17 protein-coding genes are annotated in these 17,659 nt (G+C 72.4%); 13 read left to right on the top strand and 4 right to left on the bottom strand.

All coding sequences use genetic code 11. The features are described from left to right. Position 1: 1 nt before the first annotated feature. The gene (locus tag Asi03nite_RS15190) at positions 2-1,555 is read right to left on the bottom strand and encodes an NAD(P)-binding domain-containing protein (protein ID WP_203680324.1); all 1,554 of its coding nucleotides are present in this window, start codon (positions 1,553-1,555) and stop codon (positions 2-4) included. A gap of 223 nt (positions 1,556-1,778) precedes the next feature. On the opposite strand from Asi03nite_RS15190, the gene Asi03nite_RS15185 reads away from it, so the two are divergent. From Asi03nite_RS15185 to Asi03nite_RS15175, 3 genes are read left to right on the top strand one after another with little or no spacing between them, the layout of a single operon-like run. After that, positions 1,779-1,970, top strand: a complete 192-nt coding sequence (locus Asi03nite_RS15185) for a hypothetical protein (RefSeq protein ID WP_203680322.1) — start codon at positions 1,779-1,781, stop codon at positions 1,968-1,970. Positions 1,971-2,009: 39 nt separating this feature from the next. Next, positions 2,010-2,612: an RNA polymerase sigma factor gene (locus Asi03nite_RS15180; RefSeq protein WP_203680320.1), complete on the top strand. Its 603-nt coding sequence runs from the start codon at positions 2,010-2,012 to the stop codon at positions 2,610-2,612. Then, entirely contained in the window at positions 2,609-2,980 is a 372-nt protein-coding gene (locus tag Asi03nite_RS15175) for a hypothetical protein (RefSeq protein WP_203680318.1), read from the top strand. The genes Asi03nite_RS15180 and Asi03nite_RS15175 overlap by 4 nt, the downstream gene beginning before the upstream one ends. Positions 2,981-3,105: 125 nt before the next feature. Here the strand turns inward: Asi03nite_RS15175 and Asi03nite_RS15170 are convergent, their stop codons facing one another. Next, positions 3,106-4,584 carry an aromatic amino acid ammonia-lyase gene (locus tag Asi03nite_RS15170; protein ID WP_239102697.1) on the bottom strand — a complete coding sequence of 493 codons (1,479 nt, stop codon included), beginning with the start codon at positions 4,582-4,584 and terminating at the stop codon, positions 3,106-3,108. A 63-nt stretch (positions 4,585-4,647) separates the two neighbouring features. On the opposite strand from Asi03nite_RS15170, the gene Asi03nite_RS15165 reads away from it, so the two are divergent. Beyond that, positions 4,648-6,165, top strand: coding sequence for an NAD(P)-binding domain-containing protein (locus Asi03nite_RS15165; RefSeq protein ID WP_203680316.1), 1,518 nt, complete (start codon positions 4,648-4,650; stop codon positions 6,163-6,165). After that, positions 6,162-7,517, top strand: coding sequence for a class I adenylate-forming enzyme family protein (locus Asi03nite_RS15160; protein ID WP_239102696.1), 1,356 nt, complete (start codon positions 6,162-6,164; stop codon positions 7,515-7,517). The genes Asi03nite_RS15165 and Asi03nite_RS15160 overlap by 4 nt, the downstream gene beginning before the upstream one ends. A 94-nt stretch (positions 7,518-7,611) precedes the next feature. Here the strand turns inward: Asi03nite_RS15160 and Asi03nite_RS15155 are convergent, their stop codons facing one another. Continuing rightward, a complete protein-coding gene (locus tag Asi03nite_RS15155) occupies positions 7,612-8,106 on the bottom strand; it encodes a flavin reductase family protein (protein ID WP_239102695.1) in 495 nt (164 codons plus the stop codon). A gap of 110 nt (positions 8,107-8,216) precedes the next feature. Here Asi03nite_RS15155 and Asi03nite_RS15150 point away from each other — a divergent pair, with 110 nt between their 5' ends. Next, a complete protein-coding gene (locus Asi03nite_RS15150) occupies positions 8,217-8,828 on the top strand; it encodes a DUF309 domain-containing protein (RefSeq protein ID WP_203680313.1) in 612 nt (203 codons plus the stop codon). A 1,015-nt stretch (positions 8,829-9,843) separates the two neighbouring features. Here the strand turns inward: Asi03nite_RS15150 and def are convergent. Further along, entirely contained in the window at positions 9,844-10,389 is a 546-nt protein-coding gene (gene def / locus Asi03nite_RS15140; protein WP_203680310.1) for a peptide deformylase, read from the bottom strand. A gap of 63 nt (positions 10,390-10,452) precedes the next feature. Here def and Asi03nite_RS15135 point away from each other — a divergent pair, with 63 nt between their 5' ends. From Asi03nite_RS15135 to Asi03nite_RS15105, 7 genes are all read left to right on the top strand, one after another. Beyond that, positions 10,453-11,412 carry a cation diffusion facilitator family transporter gene (locus Asi03nite_RS15135; RefSeq protein ID WP_239102694.1) on the top strand — a complete coding sequence of 320 codons (960 nt, stop codon included), beginning with the start codon at positions 10,453-10,455 and terminating at the stop codon, positions 11,410-11,412. A gap of 219 nt (positions 11,413-11,631) precedes the next feature. After that, positions 11,632-12,969: a YcaO-like family protein gene (locus tag Asi03nite_RS15130; protein WP_203680309.1), complete on the top strand. Its 1,338-nt coding sequence runs from the start codon at positions 11,632-11,634 to the stop codon at positions 12,967-12,969. A gap of 17 nt (positions 12,970-12,986) precedes the next feature. Continuing rightward, positions 12,987-13,622, top strand: a complete 636-nt coding sequence (locus tag Asi03nite_RS15125) for a TOMM precursor leader peptide-binding protein (RefSeq protein WP_203680308.1) — start codon at positions 12,987-12,989, stop codon at positions 13,620-13,622. Continuing rightward, a complete protein-coding gene (locus Asi03nite_RS15120) occupies positions 13,619-15,247 on the top strand; it encodes a hypothetical protein (protein WP_203680307.1) in 1,629 nt (542 codons plus the stop codon). Before Asi03nite_RS15125 ends, Asi03nite_RS15120 begins: the two co-directional genes overlap by 4 nt. After that, on the top strand, positions 15,244-15,978 hold the full coding sequence (locus Asi03nite_RS15115) for a nitroreductase family protein (protein WP_203680306.1): 735 nt from the start codon (positions 15,244-15,246) through the stop codon (positions 15,976-15,978). The genes Asi03nite_RS15120 and Asi03nite_RS15115 overlap by 4 nt, the downstream gene beginning before the upstream one ends. A 116-nt stretch (positions 15,979-16,094) precedes the next feature. Next, positions 16,095-16,376 (top strand): hypothetical protein, encoded by a 282-nt coding sequence (locus Asi03nite_RS15110; protein WP_203680304.1) that lies wholly within the window; start codon positions 16,095-16,097, stop codon positions 16,374-16,376. 88 nt (positions 16,377-16,464) lie between these two features. Then, positions 16,465-17,562, top strand: a complete 1,098-nt coding sequence (locus Asi03nite_RS15105; protein WP_203680302.1) for a site-2 protease family protein — start codon at positions 16,465-16,467, stop codon at positions 17,560-17,562. Positions 17,563-17,659 lie beyond the last annotated feature (97 nt).

Genomic DNA, 17,659 nt, shown 5'->3' with positions numbered 1-17,659 from the left:
GTCAGGCCCCGGACAGGCAGCGCGCGACGAAGTCCTGCAGCGGCGCGACGTGCACGTCCGGCCGGTCCCACCGGTTCTCCAGGTTCTCCGCCAGGTGGTGCGTCCCGGTGAGCCGGCCGTCGTGGTGGTAGCGGACCACCGGGTGCAGGTACGCGGCGTCGTGGGCCTGACCGGGGGTGTCCTGGGCGATCCGGGACACGGTGACGTCGAACGGGTCGACCCGATCGTGCTCGGGGCCGTACTCCAGGGTGACCACGAACGCGTGCCGGTAGTCGTGGCCGGCAGTGGCCAGGCCGTGCCGCGCGAACCAGTCCACCGGCACCTCGTCGTGGTAGCGGGCGTCCGGCCCGTCGACCGTCACCACGTCGGCGAGGAACCCGAACTGCTGCCACAGCGCCGACGTCCGGTTCACCCGGGCGACGATCGCGCCGGTGACCGCCTCCGGCGTGCCGTCCAGCTTCCCGGCGGGCCAGGGCACGTCACCGTACGTACGCTCGAGGATGTTGAAAAGCGCGCGTACGGCGTAGCGGAAGCCGTGGATGAAACCGCTCGTCGATTTCTTGAAGTCCCGGACCTGCGAGATGGTGCCGGCGAAGTACAGCCCGGGAACGTTCGCCGACTCCCATCCCTCGGTCTGCGCCGGGAACCGGTCCTTGATGGTCAGTTCCGGACGGCACGACTCGTCGAAGATCGAGGAGTCCCACCGGAAGCCGGTGCAGGCCAGGACCCGGTCGTAGGAGAGCTCCTTGATCACCTCGTTGGCCCGGGTGAAGGCGAACGTGACCTTGAAGCCGGCGCCGTCGCGCTCGATCTTCCTGACCTCGCCGTCGAGGATCGCGTTCGCCGACTTCAGCTGGTACGTGTCGAGGAAGTTGTTGTTGACCGCCCGCAGGTGCCCGACGTAGTGGGTGCGCCAGGCGAGGTGCACCGAGCTCGGCCCGGCCAGGTGGATGACAGTGGTCGTCTCCATCAGGTTGTCCGCGGTCTCGAACGCCGAGTTGCCCTTGCCGATGATCAGCACCCGCTGGTCGAGGTAGTCGCGCGGGTCGACGGACATCTCGTCGTAGCCCTCGGCGAGCTCGAACCCGGGAATGTCCGGCCGGTACGTCCGCGACACCCCGGTCGCCACGATCAGCCGCCGGGCCTCGAAGCTCTTCCGCCCGGCCCGGATCGTGAAGAGGTCGCCGTCCTTGCTGATGCGGTCGGCCCGGGTGCGGTACTCGATCCTCAGCCCTTGACTGAAATCGGCCAGATACCGCAGGTAGTCGTCGGCCGCCGGGAAGTAGCGTTCGGTGTAGCTGGTGAACAGCCGGTCCGGGTCGTCGGTGAGCAGCGAGTTCCAGTCCAGCCGCAGGTTGAGCTCGGGGTCGTCGGTGCCGGTGTGCGGCTTGTTGATGGAGATCAGCGTGCGGTGCCGGGGGTAGCGCTCGAAGAACGCGCCGGGTTTGTCGCTCTGTTCCAGTACCAGGTAGTCGCGCTTGCCGTCGGCCTCCAGCAGGGCGGCGAGCTGCAGGCCGGCCGGGCCAGCCCCGATGATCACGTAATCAAGCGGCATGGGGCCCAACGTACGAATCAGAATTCAGAGAGTTTTCAGCCCGAACCCCGCGGCGTCAGGTGGGCGCTGTGTCCGCCGCCCGTGCCGTCGCGGATCCGGGCGCAAGCGTCCGGGCCACCGCTCACTGTCACCCGATCGGTGGATGTTGCGAGTTTTTGTTCACGATGGCGGCCCGCTCCGGACCTCAGGGGTGCAGGCGCACGTCCGGGGAGAGGCGGGGGAGATGGGCAACGCGAACGGCAACGTCGGGCACCGGCACGATCGGTGGTCGGCGCGGGGGTTGGTGGTGGTGATCAACGGGATACTGGTCGGTGTGGGTGGCGTGTTCCTCGCTACTTCGTCCGTTCCCGCGACGATGGTGGCGGCGGCTGCTGCGGTGATCGTCTCAGTCGCCTTGGTCGGGTCCGGTAACTGACGAAGTTTCACCGGATACGGACAGGAGTGGAGTGCGCCCATGTCCTCGGACGAGAGGAGCCAGGCCGACGGAGAGCCCGCCCTGCAGGTGTGGACGGCCGGAGACCAGGCACAGTGGGAGACGTTCTTCGAGAAGTCGTACGAGCCCCTGGTCGCGGCGGGCGTCTGGTGGGGCGCCAGCCACCAGGACGCCGAGGACGCGGCCGAGCACGCGCTGGAGGAGATCCGGCGGCGGTGGCATCAGATCCACAACCATGCCGCGTACGCCCGCCGGATCGTCTTCAACCACCTGAACGGGACCAAGGCGAAGGACCGCAGGGGACTCCGCGGCCTCTTCGGCAAGCACGTGTACGTCAGCGACGGGTGCGACGACCGTCAGTTGACCGCATACGAGGAGAAGCAGTGGATCGTTCAGCTGCTCCGCCGCCTGCCGCCGGCCCAGCGGGCCGTCATGGCCCGCATCTATGACGGCTGGTCGGGTCCGGAGATCGCCCGGCAGCTCGGGATGAGCGAGCCGGCCGTCCGGAAGAATCTGCAACTGGCCAGGGAACGCTTGAAGCGGGAACTGGAGAGGCAACGCGCACAGGAAAGCGGGGGACCGGTCCGCCGGTTCGCGCCGCCCGGAAAGGAGACCATCCGGTGACCAACTTCGACGAAGGATCCCACACCCCGGACGAGTGGCCGCGCCGCGGCGTGGACGAGGAGATCAGGGAAGCCCTCACCCTGGCCGGCGAGTTCCTCAGAACCAATCGGCTGAGCAAGAAGGAGCTGGCGCGCCGGCGGGAACGGGTGGAACGGGCCGCCCTGAGCCCGCCGGCGGCAACCGGCGAGCCGTCGGACCGGTCGGCCGCGGCCGTACCCACCTGGAGTTCGGCCGTGCGGTCGTCCTGCGGGCACGTGACGGCGACCGCCCTGATGCTGATGCTGCTGGCGGCGGTGGCGTGGTCGCCGGCCCCAGGCCAGGGCCGGACCATCCGCCCACGGGTGCGGCGGAGTGCTTCCCGCCGCTGAACACTGTCATGCCGGCCGGATCCTCCCCGGTCGGCTCTCGCCGGGAAGAGCACCGGTCAGGGCGCCCAGCCGGTCAGGCAAACCGTCATCTCCAGCGTCCGCTCCGCAAGCATGGATCCGGCGGGTCACCGCGTGAGCCCCTCGGCGATCTCGGCGGCCCGGCGGACGTCGGCCTCCAACGGGCGGTCCGGGTCGATCGGCGGGATCGCCGCGGCCAGGGCGTCGAGGATCCGGGCGCATCCCGGCGCGGTGGGCCGGCGCGCGCCGACGTGGACGGCCTGGCGCAACGCCAGAGCCAGCGAGCCGGTGATCAGACCGAGCAGCCGCGACTGGTCCAGCGCGCGCAGGGCGGACTGCGTACCGAACGGAACGATGTCCTGATTGTGCAGGTTGGTGGGAAGGCTCTGCATGCTCGCCGGCATCGCGTCCCGCCGGATCTCCACGATCAGCGCCGTCGAGGCCAGCTGGACGCCCTGCAGGCCGTGCTGCCGGCCGGGGCCGGCCGCCAGCATCGGCGGCAGGCCGCCGTTGCGGACCGGGTCGACCAGCAGGTCGAGCTGGCGTTCCGCGAGGTTGCCCAGCTGTGCGAGGACCATCGTGAGGACGTCGGCGGCGAAGGCGGCGGGCTGACCGAAGAAGTTCCCGCCGTGTACGACCTGATCCCGCCCGGGGAAGAACAACGGGTTGTCGCTGACGCCGGCCAGGTCCGCGGCGACCACGCCGTCCACGTAGCGCAGCGCGTCCTCGGCGGCGCCGAGCAGCTGCGGCGCGCAGCGGATGCTGTACGGCTCCTGCAGCGGCCGCGTCCCGGACGGCGCCGTCCCGGCGAGCACCGAGCGCATCGCCGCTCCCACCTCCACCGCGCCGCGATGACCGTGAGCGGTCAGCAGACCCTCGTCCAGGAACTGCGGATCGCAGCCGAGCAGGTCGGCCAGCACACACGTCAGCGCCTGGATCACCCGGTGCGAGACGCGGATCCGGTGCAGCGCGAGCGCGGTCGCCGCGGTGGTCAGCGACGTGCCGTTGACCAGGGCGAGCGCGTCCCGGCCGTCCAGCGGCAACGGCTCCAGCCCGGCGTCGCGCAGAGCCTGGGCGGCGGGCAGCCGCGTACCCCGCAGATAGGCGTTGCCGCGTCCCCGCAGAGCCTGCGCCGCGGCGCCCAGCGGAATCAGGTCGCCGCTCGCGCCGACCGAGCCGAGCCGCGGCATGGCCGGCGCGAACGTCGTGCCCAGCGCGGCCGCCAGCGCGTCGACCACGTGCGGCGACACGCCCGAGGCGCCGCGGGCCAGCGAGTGCGCGCGCACCAGCATGGTCGCCCGCGCCAGGTCCGGGTCGAGGTCCGGGCCCTGACCGGCGCCCAGGTGCGCGAGCGTGTTGTCGGCCTGGTCGCGCTGGTCGGCGCGGCCCGCGTAGCCGACCAGCGCGCCGAAACCGGTGGTGGCGCCGTAGACCGCCCGGTCCTCGCCGAGCACCTCGGCCAGGAAGACCCGGCCGGCCGCCAGCCGCTCGCGGACGTCCGGGCCGACCAGCACGGTGATCGGCGCCCGCGCCACGCGCAGGTCGGCGATCCCCAGCGGAGCCGCCAGATCCACCTCGATCGTCATGGACCGGGACACTAGTGACGATTTCTCAGAGCGCTCTGAAATCGCGTCGGTAGTTTGCCGGACATGACGCACGACTACCTCATCATCGGCGCCGGGCCCGCCGGTCTGCAGCTCGCCGCCCTGCTGGAGCGCGACGGTCAGGACTACGTCGTGCTGGAGGCCGGCGCCGTGCCGGGCACCTTCTTCACCCGCTATCCGCGGCACCGGACGCTGATCTCCATCAACAAGGTGCACACCGGCTCCGAGGATCCGGAGTTCAATCTGCGCGCGGACTGGAACTCGCTGCTGACCGACGATCCGGCGCTGCTGTTCAAGAACTACAGCAAGCGGTATTTCCCGGCCGCCGACGACTTCGTGCGCTATCTGGCCGATTTCGCACGCGGCCTCAACGTCGTCTACGGGTCCCGGGTGGACCGGGTCGCCCGCTCGGAGCAGCTGTTCACGGTCCAGGCCGGCGAGCGGGCGTTCCGCGCGAGACGGGTCGTGGTGGCCACCGGCGTCTCCCAGCTCCACGTCCCACCGATCGAGGGCGCGGAACTCTGCGAGCGCTACGACACGGTCAGCGTCGACCCGCAGGACTTCGTCGACCAGCGGGTCCTGATCATCGGCAAGGGCAACTCGGCCTTCGAGACCGCCGACGCCCTGGTGGAGACGGCCGCGGTGATCCACGTCGCCGGCCCGCACTCGGTGCGGCTCGCCTGGCAGACCCATTACGTCGGGCATCTGCGAGCGGTGAACAACAACTTCCTCGACACCTATCAGCTCAAATCGCAGAACGCCGTGCTGGACGGGACCGTGGAGCGCATCGTCAGGCGCGCGGACGGCGGGCTGCGGATCGTCTTCCGGTACGCCCGGACCGTCGAACGCCTCCGCGAGATCGACTACGACCGGATCATCCTGGCCACCGGCTTCCGGTTCGACGCGTCCGTCTTCGACGAGTCGGCGCGCCCCCGGCTGGCGATCGACGACCGTTTCCCGGAGCAGACGCCGGCGTTCGAGTCGGTGAACGTGCCCGGCCTCTACTTCGCCGGCACGCTCACCCAGCAGCGCGACTTCAAGAAGTCCACGAACGGGTTCATCCACGGTTTCCGGTACGGCGTCCGCGCCCTGCACCGCATCCTGAACAGCCGCCACCAGAACACGCCGTGGCCGTCGACGTCTGTCGCCGCCACCCCGGAGGCGATCACCGAGGCCATCGTGGCCCGGATCAACGTCTCCTCCGGCCTGTGGCAGCAGTTCGGGGTGCTGGCCGACGTGGTCACTGTCGAGGACGGCACGGCGCGCTACCACGAGGAGGTGCCGGTGGCCTACCTGGGCCCGCAGCCGCTCGCCTTCGTGGTGACGCTGGAGTACGGCGCCGGCCACGACCAGGTGGACCCGTTCGACATCGACGTCCCGCGGGTCGCCGAGAACGACGCGGCCACCGCGCACCGGGCCAGCTACCTGCACCCGGTGGTCCGGGTACGCCGCGACGGCGAGGTCGTCGCCGTGCACCACCTCGCGGAGAACCTGGAGAACCACTGGAACATCCCGGCCGTGCACCGGGAGCCGCTCGCCCGGTTCGTCAAGGGCGTGCTGTGACGATCTGGCCCACCCCGGTGCTGGACCTGCTCGCGGTGGGCGGGGACCGGCCGGTGTTCGAGGACGGTGACCGCGTGGTCACCGCCGCCGAGATGTCCACGATGATCCGCCGGGCGGCCGCGGGGCTCCGGGCCCGCGGCATCGGCCCGGGCCGCGGCGTCGCGCTGCGCCTCGGCGTCGGCGCGGAGGCGTTCGCGGCCACCATCGCCGCGTTCGCGGTCGGCGCACGGGTCTGCGGGCTGCCGGCCGGCCTGACCGCGGCGCAGCGGGAGCACCTGCTGTCCCGTGACGACGCGGTGCCGATCGACGAGGTGGCGTTCGGCGACGACGAGCCGCTGGCCGCGGCCGGCCGCCCCGGTGACGTCGCGCGGATCATCTACACCAGCGGGAGCACCGGGCGGCCCAAGGGCTGTGCCCAGACGTACGCGGCGATGTCCGCGGCCTGGGCGCCGTGTCCGGACCGCTGGCCGCCGGCGATCGCCCAGCTCGCCGAGCGGCTGGATCGCTACCTGGTGTTCGGGTCGCTGAGCAGCCAGGTGATGCTGGAGTACGGGATCCTGACGCTGGCCGCCGGCGGCGTCCTGGTCGCCGCGCGCTCGCCGGCCTTCCCGGACGCGTTCGTCCGGCACCGGGCCACCGCCAGCGTGATCACGGTCGGCAAGCTGCACCAGCTGGTCCGCTCCCAGCGCGCGAACCCGGTCGATCTGAGCGGCCTCGGGGCGCTGATGGTCTCCGGCTCGCCGCTGGAGCCGGGACGGCTGCGCGAGGCGCTCGACGTGCTCGGCCCGGTGGTCTTCCACGGTTACGGGCAGACCGAGACCGGCATGATCTCGATGGCCACGCCGGGGGAGATGCCGGACTCGGTCGGGCGGCCACCCGCGGCCGTCTCGCTGCGCTTCGAGGACGGCGAGCTCTACGTGCGGACGCCGGCGCAGGCCAGCTTCTACTGGGGGGATCCGGAGGAGTCGGCGAAGGTGTTCACCGGCGGCTGGGTCCGCACCCGGGACCTGGCCTCGCTCGGCGAGGACGGCTACCTGCGCCTGCTCGGGCGGGCCCGGGACGTGATCATCGTGCAGGCGACGCTGGTTTGCGCCGGGCCGATCGAGCGGGTGCTGGCCACCGCCGACGCGGTCGCCGAGGCGTACGTGGTGGGCCGGCCGGACGACGAGACGGGCGAGGCGATCCACGCGTTCGTCGTCCCGGTCACCGGCCGGGAACCGGACCCGGCCGAGCTGCGCGCCCTGGTCGCCGCGCGTCTCGGCCCGCTGGCGGCGCCGAAGACCGTGACCGTCATCGAGCGCGTGCCGCTGACGCCGAGCGGAAAACCGGACAAGGCGGCCCTGGCCGCTTGATGCCGCACGGCCTGCTCCGGCGATCGTCGGGTACGTCCGGGAAGCCCCGCCTCGGGTGGTGATCAGGCCTGGCCGGTCTCCCGGAAGATCCTCATCAGCATTCCTCCGGGGTGATGAACTTCCGGGAATGGTGGATCAGCGGACGGTCCGCCGGGCCGTGGAACACGTCGAGGACGGCGGCGACCACCAGTGTCGCGTCACCCACCGGCACGAGGCGCAGCCGCTCCCCGCGCAGCGCGGCGACCGCGTCGAGCAGGATCGGCTCACCCGTGGGCAGCCTGCTCCAGCCCTGGTCCGGGGTGAAACGGTCGCCTGCCGAACGGGAGAAGGCACGGGCCAGGCCGGCGTGCCGGGCGCCGAGCAGATGGACCACGAAGCTCGGCGCGGTCAGCAGGGCGCGGGCCGAGCGGGTGCCCATGACCGAGAACGACAATGCCGGCGGGTCGACCGAGACCGATGCGACGCTGGAGGCGGTCAGGCCGACCGGGCCGTCCGCGCCGGCCGCGGTGATCACCGCGACGCCTGTCGGGTATCGGCGGAAGGCGTCCTTCATGCGTTCGCCGGCATCCTGCTTCGTTGCTGCATCCACCGGGAGACGGTAAAACCTCAAGTGAGCTTGAGGTCAACTGTGGCGCTCGTCGCGCGGCGGGTCCGAGGCCGCCGCCGCGGCGGCCTCGGACCCGGCGGCAAAATGGAGGCATGCGAAGAGGTGTGGGATCCGCGGACGACGGCGAAGACCGCGATTGCGGTACGGGACCGGCTCTCCCCGGCCCCGCGCCGGTCGACGTGCCGCGGGATCGGGACACGGCGGGACGGGCCCGCAACGCCCGGCCGCGTGACGGTCTGGGGCGGCCGTTGCCGCACGGCATGACAGGTGTCCCGACCACTCCGGAGGATCTCGTGCTGCCGCCCGCAGAGGCGCTGCGCGAGGCCGAGCGGCTGCTCGCGGCGGGCCGGCCGTTCCACGCCCACGAGGTGCTCGAGGGTGCCTGGAAGGCGTGCGGCGACGGCAACCGGGAGCTGTGGAAGGGCCTGGCGCAGCTCGCGGTCGGCGTGACGCACCTGCGGCGGGGCAACCGGGTGGGTGCGGTGCGGCTGCTGACCAGGGCGGGGGAGCGGATCTCGGCGTACGACGGAATCGCCCCGCACGACATCCCGGTCGCCGCCCTGGTGGCCTGGAGCCGGGACCTGATCGCGCGGATCGGCGCCGGCCCGGTGTCGGAGAAGATGCTCGCGCCACGCCTCACCGGCTCCTCGGGGCCGGCATCGGGCGCCGGCCCCGAGGCGGGTGCTGGATCAGGCCGGCGCTGAGTCGCGCGGCGGGTGCTGCGGATGTGGCAGGCCGGGCAGGTCGACGTCGGTGGGCCGGCTGGCCGAACTGGGCCGGCTCATCGTATCGGGCAGGTTGTCCATCACACCGGGCTGGCTCATTGCCGCGGCTGGCTGGCCGGGACCCCCGGGACCGCCCGGACCGCCAGGACGGCCGGGTCCACCCGGACCGCCGGGTCCTCCAGGCCGGCCGGGTCCACCCGGACCGCCTGGGTTGCCCGGTCCGCCGGGACCCCCGGGACCGCCTGGGTTGCCGGGACCCCCGGGACCGCCTGGGTTGCCCGGACCGCCGGGACCGCCTGGGTTGCCGGGACCCCCGGGACCCCCTGGGTTGCCGGGACCCCCGGGACCCCCTGGGTTGCCCGGACCGCCGGGGCCGCCGGGACCACCCGGACCGCCGGGACCGCCGGGACGACCGGGACCGCCGGAGCCGCCGCGCCAGACGTCGAGTGCCCAGAGACCGCGATATGCGCCCCATGCCCGTTCGCATTCGAAACCGCTCCATCGGCGGAGCGCTATTCCGGCGGTTCCGGCCCATTGGCAGTCGCTGCGGCGCGGGAAATAACCGACCGCGTCATCGCCGCGGGGCGGCGGATTCTCGGCCGCCTGGACGGGGCCGGCGCCCATGGCCAATCCGGAGACGACGCCGGCGGCCGTAACGATCAGGCCTTTTGCCTTGTTCATCTCTCAGCCTTTCTGTTCGCGGGTCGTACCCGGTCGAGTAGAGCAGAGGCGAAAGGCGGGCCGGGCGCGTCCGGCCTTTTCTGTCCAGGTGGCCGGCCTGGCTGGGACAATCAGCGGATCCGGCCTATTCGTCCGTCAATTCCACGGGGGGTTTCACGGCATCGGACCGGGCGACCGCGGTTTCGTGACCGCGACCGTTCCGAGCGGGGTGGCGCGGCGATCGCGCCCCGGCGGTTCCGGCCGGGTGGCGCGGCGTGCCCATCGCGCTTCGGGCGCCGCGGCCCTCGGCGGCGTGATCGGCGGCAACCGGGCGTCAGTGCGGGCTGACGCGGACCTCGGGCGCCGGCAGGCCGTCGAACCAGGACGCCTCCCGGAGCGTGTCCAGCAGCCGCTGCCGGCCCTCGGTGTCCTGCCGGTCGATGAACAGCACGCCGTCCAGGTGGTCGGTCTCGTGCTGCATGCAGCGGGCCAGGATGCCCGCGCCGACCACCTGCACCGGGTCGCCCTTCTTCGTGTAGCCCTTGGCCAGCACGTTCATCCGGCGCCTGGTGTCCAGGTAGATCCCCGGGATGGACAGGCAGCCCTCCGGCCCGCTCTGCTCCTCTTCGTCGGGGAACTCCAGGACCGGGTTGACCAGGTGGTCGAGTCGCAGATCGTTGCCGGGCAGGTCCGGGTTGATCGCGAAGACCCGTAGACCGACGCCGATCTGCGGCGCGGCCAGCCCGGCGCCGCGCGACCGGGCCAGGGTCTGGGCCAGATCCTCGACGAGCCTGCCCAACTCGGCGTCGAAGTCGGTCACCGGGGCGGCGACCTGGCGCAGCACCGGGTCGCCAACCGTCCGGACGGGGAGCACGGTCACGACGGGCCTCCAGAAATCACTGTCGATGGTTCGGGGAAGACGGTACCCGGGTAGTGCGCTTGCGTGGACAACAGCACGAGCGTGATCGAAGGCCGTATCGAAGAGTCCGGGCCGGACGACGAAAAGGGCAGCACCTGGACGGTGATCGTGGCGGTGGCGGCCAACCTCGCCATCGCGATCGCCAAGATCGTGGCCGGGTTCCTGACCGGATCCGCGTCGATGTGGGCGGAGGCCGCGCACTCGGTCGCGGACACCGGTAACGAGGTGCTGCTGCTCGTCGGCCTGCGCAAGTCGCGCAAGAGCCCCGACGAGCGGCACCCGTTCGGCTACGGCCAGGAGCGGTACTTCTGGACGTTCCTGGCGGCCCTCGGGATCTTCCTGGTCGGCGGGGTGCTGTCGATCGGGGAGGGTGTGCGCAGCCTGCTGGCGCCGGAGCCGGTGGAGTCCCTCTGGGTCGGTGTCGGGGTGCTCGTGGTGGCCGCCGGATTCGAGAGCTACTCCTGGTACACCGCGCACAAGCAGCTGCGCGACGAGGCGCGGGAGCAGAACCGGTCGATGCGGCACCACCTGCGGCACGCCTCCGACCCGAGCGCCGTCACCGTCTTCCTGGAGGACAGCGCGGCGCTGATCGGCCTCGCGGTGGCGCTCGCGGCGCTGGTGCTGCACGCCGTGACCGGCTGGGCCGGCTGGGACGCGGTGGGCAGCACGACGATCGGGCTGCTGCTGATCGCTGTGGCGTTCCTGCTGGCCCGCCGCTCGAAGGCACTGCTGCTGGACGAGTCCGCGCCGGCCGACGTGCTCGGCCCGATCCGCGAGCAGGTGGAGAACGAGGACTGGATCGCGCGGATCCGCGATCTGCACGGAGTCTGGGTCGGCCCGTCGCAGTTGCTCGTGAACTTGTGGGTGACGCCGAAGGGCGAGGGCGATCTGGTGGATCGGGTCACCCGGTTGCGGCATTCACTTCTGAGTGACAAAACGATCACCCAGGTGACTGTCACCCTGGAGGGAAACAACGGAGCGTAATACCTACCGCGGTACTAGGAAAAAGAACCTGGCGGGTCCGGCGGAAACGATCGGACAATCAGTGGGTTACTGTTCCTACGTCCTTACAAGAAGCGCAATTCAATTACCCGGAGAGCAATTTCGGTAAACCCCAGCGAAGCGGCCTTTTTCGGACCAGAGTTATGAACGCGCCGAACCTCCCGGACGGCGCCACGGCTTTGGATCGGAAGGGCACACGAGATGAGTGCGGTTGCCGCAGAGGCGGCGCGGCGGAGACCGGCGACGGCCGGATCCGCGGGTCTGCAGGATCTGGTCTCGCCGCTCGGCGGCCTGATCACGAACGTTACGCAGCTGGCTGTCGAACCGTCCAACCCCCCGCTGCAGGTCTCCTCCGCCGACCTCGGCGACGTGTCGGCGGTGCTGGCCAACCTCTGCGGCCCGGACTGCCTCGGCTCGCTGGACGGCGCCGGCACCGGGGTGGATCCGGAGCGCGCCGAGATGGTCGCGACCGCCGAGGCTCTGGAACGCTACGCGAACTGCCTCTACGACGAGAGACAGCTGCGCTGGGCCACCGCCGACGAGCTCGGCGCCGAGGCGCTCGACCTGGACACGCTGCCGCGCTGCTCGCCCACCGAGCTGTCCGATCCGCACTGCCCGGTGGCCCGGCCCGACAAATCCGTTCGGATGCGGTGGATACGCGGCCTGAACCTGCGTACCCGGGAGCCCGCCTGGGTTCCCGCGGTGCTGGTGTATATGCATTTCCCGGCACACGGGGCGGAGCGCGTCGCCAACCCCATCTCGACCGGTGCCGCCGCGCACCCGGATCCCGTCCGCGCGATCTGCGGCGCCCTGTGCGAGGTGATCGAACGCGACGCGATCAGCCTGACCTGGCTGCAGCAGCTTCCCCTGCCACGGCTCGAACTCGACACCGTCGGGCCGGACCTGCAGCGCTACCTTGACCTGTACGGCGGCCGGGACGTCGCGATCCACCTCTTCGACGGGACCACAGACCTCGGGATCCCCACCGTGTACGGCGTCTCGGTGGCCCCGCACCACCCCCGGTTGCGGACCGTCGTCTCCTGCGCCACCGGGCTGGACCCGCAGGCCGCCGCCGTGAAGGCGATCGCCGAGACGGTGTCGGTGCGGATCGCGCTGCAGGGCTACGAGCCGCTCGCCGACGACGTGCGCGACTTCACCGGGGTGTCCGACGGCGCGGCCTACCTGGCCCGCCCCGAGCACGCTGCCGCGTTCGACTTCCTGCTCGCCGGCCCGGCCCGGCGCCGGCTCTCCGACCTGCCCGTGCTCGCCACCGGCGACCCGGCCGAGGACCTGCGCGTGGTGCTGTCCCGGCTGGACGAGCGGGGGATGGATTCGTACCTGGTCGATCTGACCCCGGACGAGGCGCTGCGCGCCGGGATGACTGTGGTCCGCGCGGTCGTCCCCGGGCTGCTGCCGCTCTCGTTCAGCTACCGCTCGCGCTACCTCGGCTCGCCCCGCCTCTACCAGGCGCCGGTCCGGATGGGATATCCGAGCCGGCCGGAGACCGAACTCAACGCCTGGCCGCAGCCGTTCGCCTGATGTCACCGGGAGCCAGCATGCATCACCTGATCATCACGCCGGTCGGCCCGTTCGGGTACGCGGTCGCCGAGCGGCTGGGCGACCTGTGCCACGACGCCGAGGTCGTCGGCGCCGCCTTCGTCCGGCCGCGCGCCGCGCCACCCCCGCCCGGCCCTCACCTGCACCTGCTCGCGTCCTGGCGGCGGGTGCCCGAGCTGGAACGCGAGTTCGACGAGGAGGCGTTCCGCACCGGGCAGCCGTGGCTGCCGGTGACCCTGGACCATCCGCAGCTGGAGATCGGCCCGGTGGTGGTGCCCGGCGCCGGCGCGTGCCTCGGCTGCTACCGCCGCCGAATCATGCAGCACGATGACGCCCGGGTGATCCGCGCCGCGCTCGACGAGTACTACGACGCGCACCCCGAGGCCGGACCGGGCGGCTACCTGCCGTCGACCGCCCTGCTCGCCGCGGCCGCCGCGGCGGAGGTGGTGGGCCGGATCCGCGAGGACGCGGCCGCCGAGGCCGGGCGGGTGCGGCAGATCGAGGTGGCGACCCAGCAGGTGCGGACCGGCCGGGTGGTCGGCGTGCACGGCTGCCCGCGGTGCGGGCTGGGACGCGACGAGACGACGCGGTCGTACGAACGGCTGCCCGAGATGCTGCAGGGGGTGTGGCGATGATCCCGACCGAGGAGGCCACCCGCGACGAGGGCCGGCTGACCGCGGCCACCATGGCGGAAGTGGCCTCCAGTGATCCGCAGTTCACCGTCCCGGTCCGGCCGTGCCTGATCCCGGGCCTGGTGCAGGTGCCGCTGGTCGACGGCCTCGCGTTCGCCGGCACCGGCAACCGGCAGACCGTGCTGCGCGGCCGGGCCGCGGTCCGGCTCGTCCCGCGGCTGCTGCCCGAGCTCGACGGCACCCGCACGGTCGCCGAACTGGCCGCGGCGTTCCCCGGAGTGTCCGAATCCGATCTGAGTGCCTGCGTGACCCTGCTGTATGCCAGCGGGCTGCTGCAGGACGGCCCGGCCGGCGACGTCGTCGAGGTGATCCCGCCCGAGGTGGCCGGCTACCTCGGCCGGAACCTGGACACCACCCGGGTCAACCGCAGCCGGGACGAGGCGTGCGAGCGGCTGGCCCGCGCCCGGGTGCTGATCAGTGGGCCGGAAAGGCTGGCCGGTCTGTTGCGCGCCGAGCTGACCCGGGCCGGTGTCGACGCGGAGGCCGGCGCCTGGCCGGCCGGAGCCGGTGACCTGGTGGTCGCCGTCGACGACGGCGACGCCGCGGCGATGGCCGAGGTGGACGAGGCCTGCCGCAAGGCCGGGATCAGCTGGCTGCGCGCCGCGGCCGGCGCGGACACCGCAGAGATCGGGCCGCTGTTCGACGCCCGGTACACCTGCTGCCACGACTGCTTCTCGCGGAACCGGGCCACCCCGGCCGGCGTGCCGTCGCCGGTACGCGCCGCGATCTGGGCGGCGCTGGTGGCGACCGAGGTCGTACACCTGCTGTCCCGGGTCGGCCAGGTTCCGTCGATGAGCGTCTGCACCGTCCTGGACCTGGCGGGATGGGCGCAGCGGGCGGTGGCCGCGTACCGCCGGCCGGGCTGCCCCGTCTGCCTGCCCGCCGACCCGCGGGCCGAGCTGGACCGCCCGCCGGTGGCGCACCGCTACGAGCAGGCGGTGGCGTTCCCGCCGCGCGAGTGGCTACACCCGAAGGACCACCAGGCGCACTTCCGTCCGGCGAACCACGCCCTGCAGCGGTACAACAAGGAGTACCAGGCCGCCCCGCGGATCCCGCTGGACGGCGGGCCGCTGCGGCACCTGTCCGCGCTGCTGCGCCACACCGCCGGGCTGCGTGACCTCGGCGAGCGCGGCCGGCCCGGCCAGATCAGCCGGTGGGCGGCGACCGGCGGGAATCTCGGTTCGGTGCAGGTGTACCTGCTCGCCCTGGACGTGCCCACCCTGGACCCGGCCTGGTACTTCTACCAGCGCGGCGACCACAGCCTGGGCCGGATCCGCGGTGTGTCGGCCGGGATCTGCCCGGCCCTGGAGACGGACCGGCCCGCGGCCCTGCTGGTGTTCACCGGCGCGCTCGGCGTGGTGGCCGCCAAGTACCACGACTTCGCCTACCGGATCCTCTGCCTGGACGCCGGGGTGGCGCTCGCCCAGCTGTCCGCGCTCGCCGCCGAGTACCGGCTGGCGGCACGCTTCGCCGACCGGTGGGACGACGCGGCGATCGCCGCCGCCCTGCGCATCGATCCGACCGCCGAGCCGGTGACCGCGGTGGTGGCGCTCAAGGAGGAACGATGACCACGCCCGTCGACGAGGACCGCTCCGAGCTGCTGATGGAACTGCTGGCGGACACCCGGCTGGACGCCGTGTCGGCACGGCGCCCGCTGTCTCCGGTGCCGGACTTCCTGCGGATCCCGCCGGACCGGTCGAACCTCGTCGCGCTGCCGGAGCCGGCCGCCCCACGCGCCGGCCTGCCGGACGTGCTCCTCGACCGCGTGTCGGTCCACTACTTCACGCCGGCCGCGCTCACCGGCGCGGAACTCGCCGCGATGCTCGACGCCGCCGAGCGGATGGACGCGCAATCCTGGCCGCAGGAGCGGGCCGCCGGTGTGGACCTGGAGCTTTATTGCGCGGCGTGGCGGGTAACCGGCCTCGGCACGGGGCTCTACCGCTATCTGCCGGAGAAGGCGGCACTGTGCCGGGTGGCCGGTCTGCCGGACGGCGCGGCGGCCGAGGAGCTGGTCCTGCAGCGCGAGTTCGCCTGGGCGCCCGCGCTCATCCTGATCACCGGAAACCTGGCCGGCGCGCTCGACCGGCACGGCAGCCACGGCCACCGGCTGCTGCTGGCCCGCGCCGGCGCGGCCGGCAACGCCGCGTGGCTGGCCGCGCTGCGCCTGCACCTCGGCGGCACCGTCTTCGCCGGTCTGCTGCCGCACGTGCTGCGCGAGCGGGCGGGAGCCGACGGATACCACCGGGCCGCGCTGATCGCGTTCGCCGCCGGGCAACCGGCGACGGGTGCGCCGGCGTAGCACCGGAACACAGTCTGGGGTCCACGCTCGCTCGCGAGCCGTCGGGCCCCCGGTCGGACGGCCTGCTGGCCGGACGGCGAACCGCATGGAACGACACATCGAAGGAGCTGAGTCGCATGCAAAGTGAACTGAGCAGACCCGAGGTCTCCGAGGAACTCGACCTCTGGCTGGAGGACGACCTTACCGCCGAGCAGCTGCCGACAGTGGTCAGCGCTTCTCTGCTGGGCACCGGTGGCTGCGGCGGTGGCTGCGGCGGTGGCGGCGGTGGCTGCGGCGGCTGCCACGGCTGCCGCGGTTGCATCGGGTGCCGTGGCTGCCATGGCTGCCACGGCTGCCATGGCTGCGGCGGCTGCGGCGGCTGCGGCGGCTGCGGCGGTGGCTGCGGCGGATGCCGTTGACGCCCCGCTCGCTGAGCGTTCAGTGAACGAGCCCGGGGGAGTGCCGCGCGGTGCTCCCCCGGTGGTCTCCCGACATCACGGAGGCACGATGTCCGCTGACTGGCTCGACGAGCCGGTCGCCCTGGCGCCGCGGGTCACCCTCGTCGACGGCGCCGACGGTCACCCCCTGCTGTTCGCCGAGGACTCCGGCACCTACGTCCGGCTGAGCGCGACCGGCGCGCGCCTGGTGCCACTGCTGGACGGCAGCCGCACCGGCACCGCCCTGCTGAACGCAGCCCGTCGCGCGCGCGGGCCGGGGGGCGTCCACGACCGCGCGCCCGTCCTGCTGTCGTTCCTGACCGATCTGCGCAGGGCCGGCGTGCTCTCCGTGCCGCCCGAGCCGCTGCGCGGCAGGGATCTGTGGATCGCCAGGTTCTTCCGGCTCACCCCGCACCTGCGGATCCCGGCGCGGCACCTGAACCTGATGCTGCGGCCGCCGTCGGCGGTGCTGGCCCGCTTCCCCCGGACCGCCACGGCGCTGACCGTGCTGGCCGGTGCCGCGGCGGTGGCCGCGATCGTCCTGGCGCTGACGCTGCCGGCTCCGCTCGACTTCGTCGGCCCGCCCTGGCTGGTCCTGTTCGCCGCCCTGCTGGTGCAGGCGGCGGTGCACGAGATGGGCCACGCCACGGTCTGCCAGGCGCTCGGGGTACCGGTGCGGGAGGCCGGGGTGAAGCTGTTCTGCTTCCTGGTCCCGTTGACCTACGTCGACCGCACCGACGCCTACCGGGTGCGCTCGCGCTTCGGCCGCCTCGCGGTGGCCATGGTGGGCCCGATGATCGACATCGTCGCGGCCGGGGTTTGCGCGGCGCTGATCGTGCTGGACCCGGAGCGGTTCGGCGCGTTGCGGTGGCTGCTCGGGATGCAGCTCTTCGTCGTCTTCAACAACCTGAATCCGCTGTTCCCGGTGACCGACGGACATCACGCCCTGGAGGCCGCGCTCGGGGAGATCAACCTGCGGGACCGCGCCTTCCGCTATCTGGGGCACGTGTTCCTCCGCATGCCGTTGCCGGCGGCGCACCGCGCGGTCTCCGCCGCCCGCCGCCGGATCTATCTGGTGTACGGCCTGGTCAGCACGGCCTTCGTGGCCCTGCTGCTGATGATGATCTCGATGAATTACTACCGGCTCGCGGCCCACTTCATCTTCTGACCGCTTCGGTACGCCCGTGGAGCCGTCCCCGCGAGACACCCCTGCCCGCCGCGGCCGCGCTCGGGTGGCTGGGTAGGAGGGGTGTCTCGGAGGGGGT

It is taken from the genome of Actinoplanes siamensis, assembly GCF_016862395.1.
Lineage (GTDB): Bacteria > Actinomycetota > Actinomycetes > Mycobacteriales > Micromonosporaceae > Actinoplanes > Actinoplanes siamensis.
The sequence above is the reverse complement of the archived record's forward strand: the minus strand, read 5'-3'. Positions and strand labels throughout refer to the sequence as shown.

Excerpts from the sequence above, each read along its gene's own strand:
- Asi03nite_RS15165 (WP_203680316.1), top strand. The coding sequence starts at position 4,648 with ATGACGCACGACTACCTCATCATCGGCGCCGGGCCCGCCGGTCTGCAG.
- Asi03nite_RS15115 (WP_203680306.1), top strand. The coding sequence starts at position 15,244 with ATGACCACGCCCGTCGACGAGGACCGCTCCGAGCTGCTGATGGAACTG.
- Asi03nite_RS15185 (WP_203680322.1), top strand. The coding sequence starts at position 1,779 with ATGGGCAACGCGAACGGCAACGTCGGGCACCGGCACGATCGGTGGTCG.
- Asi03nite_RS15130 (WP_203680309.1), top strand. The coding sequence starts at position 11,632 with ATGAGTGCGGTTGCCGCAGAGGCGGCGCGGCGGAGACCGGCGACGGCC.
- Asi03nite_RS15125 (WP_203680308.1), top strand. The coding sequence starts at position 12,987 with ATGCATCACCTGATCATCACGCCGGTCGGCCCGTTCGGGTACGCGGTC.
- Asi03nite_RS15150 (WP_203680313.1), top strand. The coding sequence starts at position 8,217 with ATGCGAAGAGGTGTGGGATCCGCGGACGACGGCGAAGACCGCGATTGC.
- Asi03nite_RS15170 (WP_239102697.1), bottom strand. The coding sequence starts at position 4,584 with ATGACGATCGAGGTGGATCTGGCGGCTCCGCTGGGGATCGCCGACCTG.
- Asi03nite_RS15190 (WP_203680324.1), bottom strand. The coding sequence starts at position 1,555 with ATGCCGCTTGATTACGTGATCATCGGGGCTGGCCCGGCCGGCCTGCAG.
- Asi03nite_RS15105 (WP_203680302.1), top strand. The coding sequence starts at position 16,465 with ATGTCCGCTGACTGGCTCGACGAGCCGGTCGCCCTGGCGCCGCGGGTC.
- Asi03nite_RS15180 (WP_203680320.1), top strand. The coding sequence starts at position 2,010 with ATGTCCTCGGACGAGAGGAGCCAGGCCGACGGAGAGCCCGCCCTGCAG.
- Asi03nite_RS15110 (WP_203680304.1), top strand. The coding sequence starts at position 16,095 with ATGCAAAGTGAACTGAGCAGACCCGAGGTCTCCGAGGAACTCGACCTC.
- Asi03nite_RS15120 (WP_203680307.1), top strand. The coding sequence starts at position 13,619 with ATGATCCCGACCGAGGAGGCCACCCGCGACGAGGGCCGGCTGACCGCG.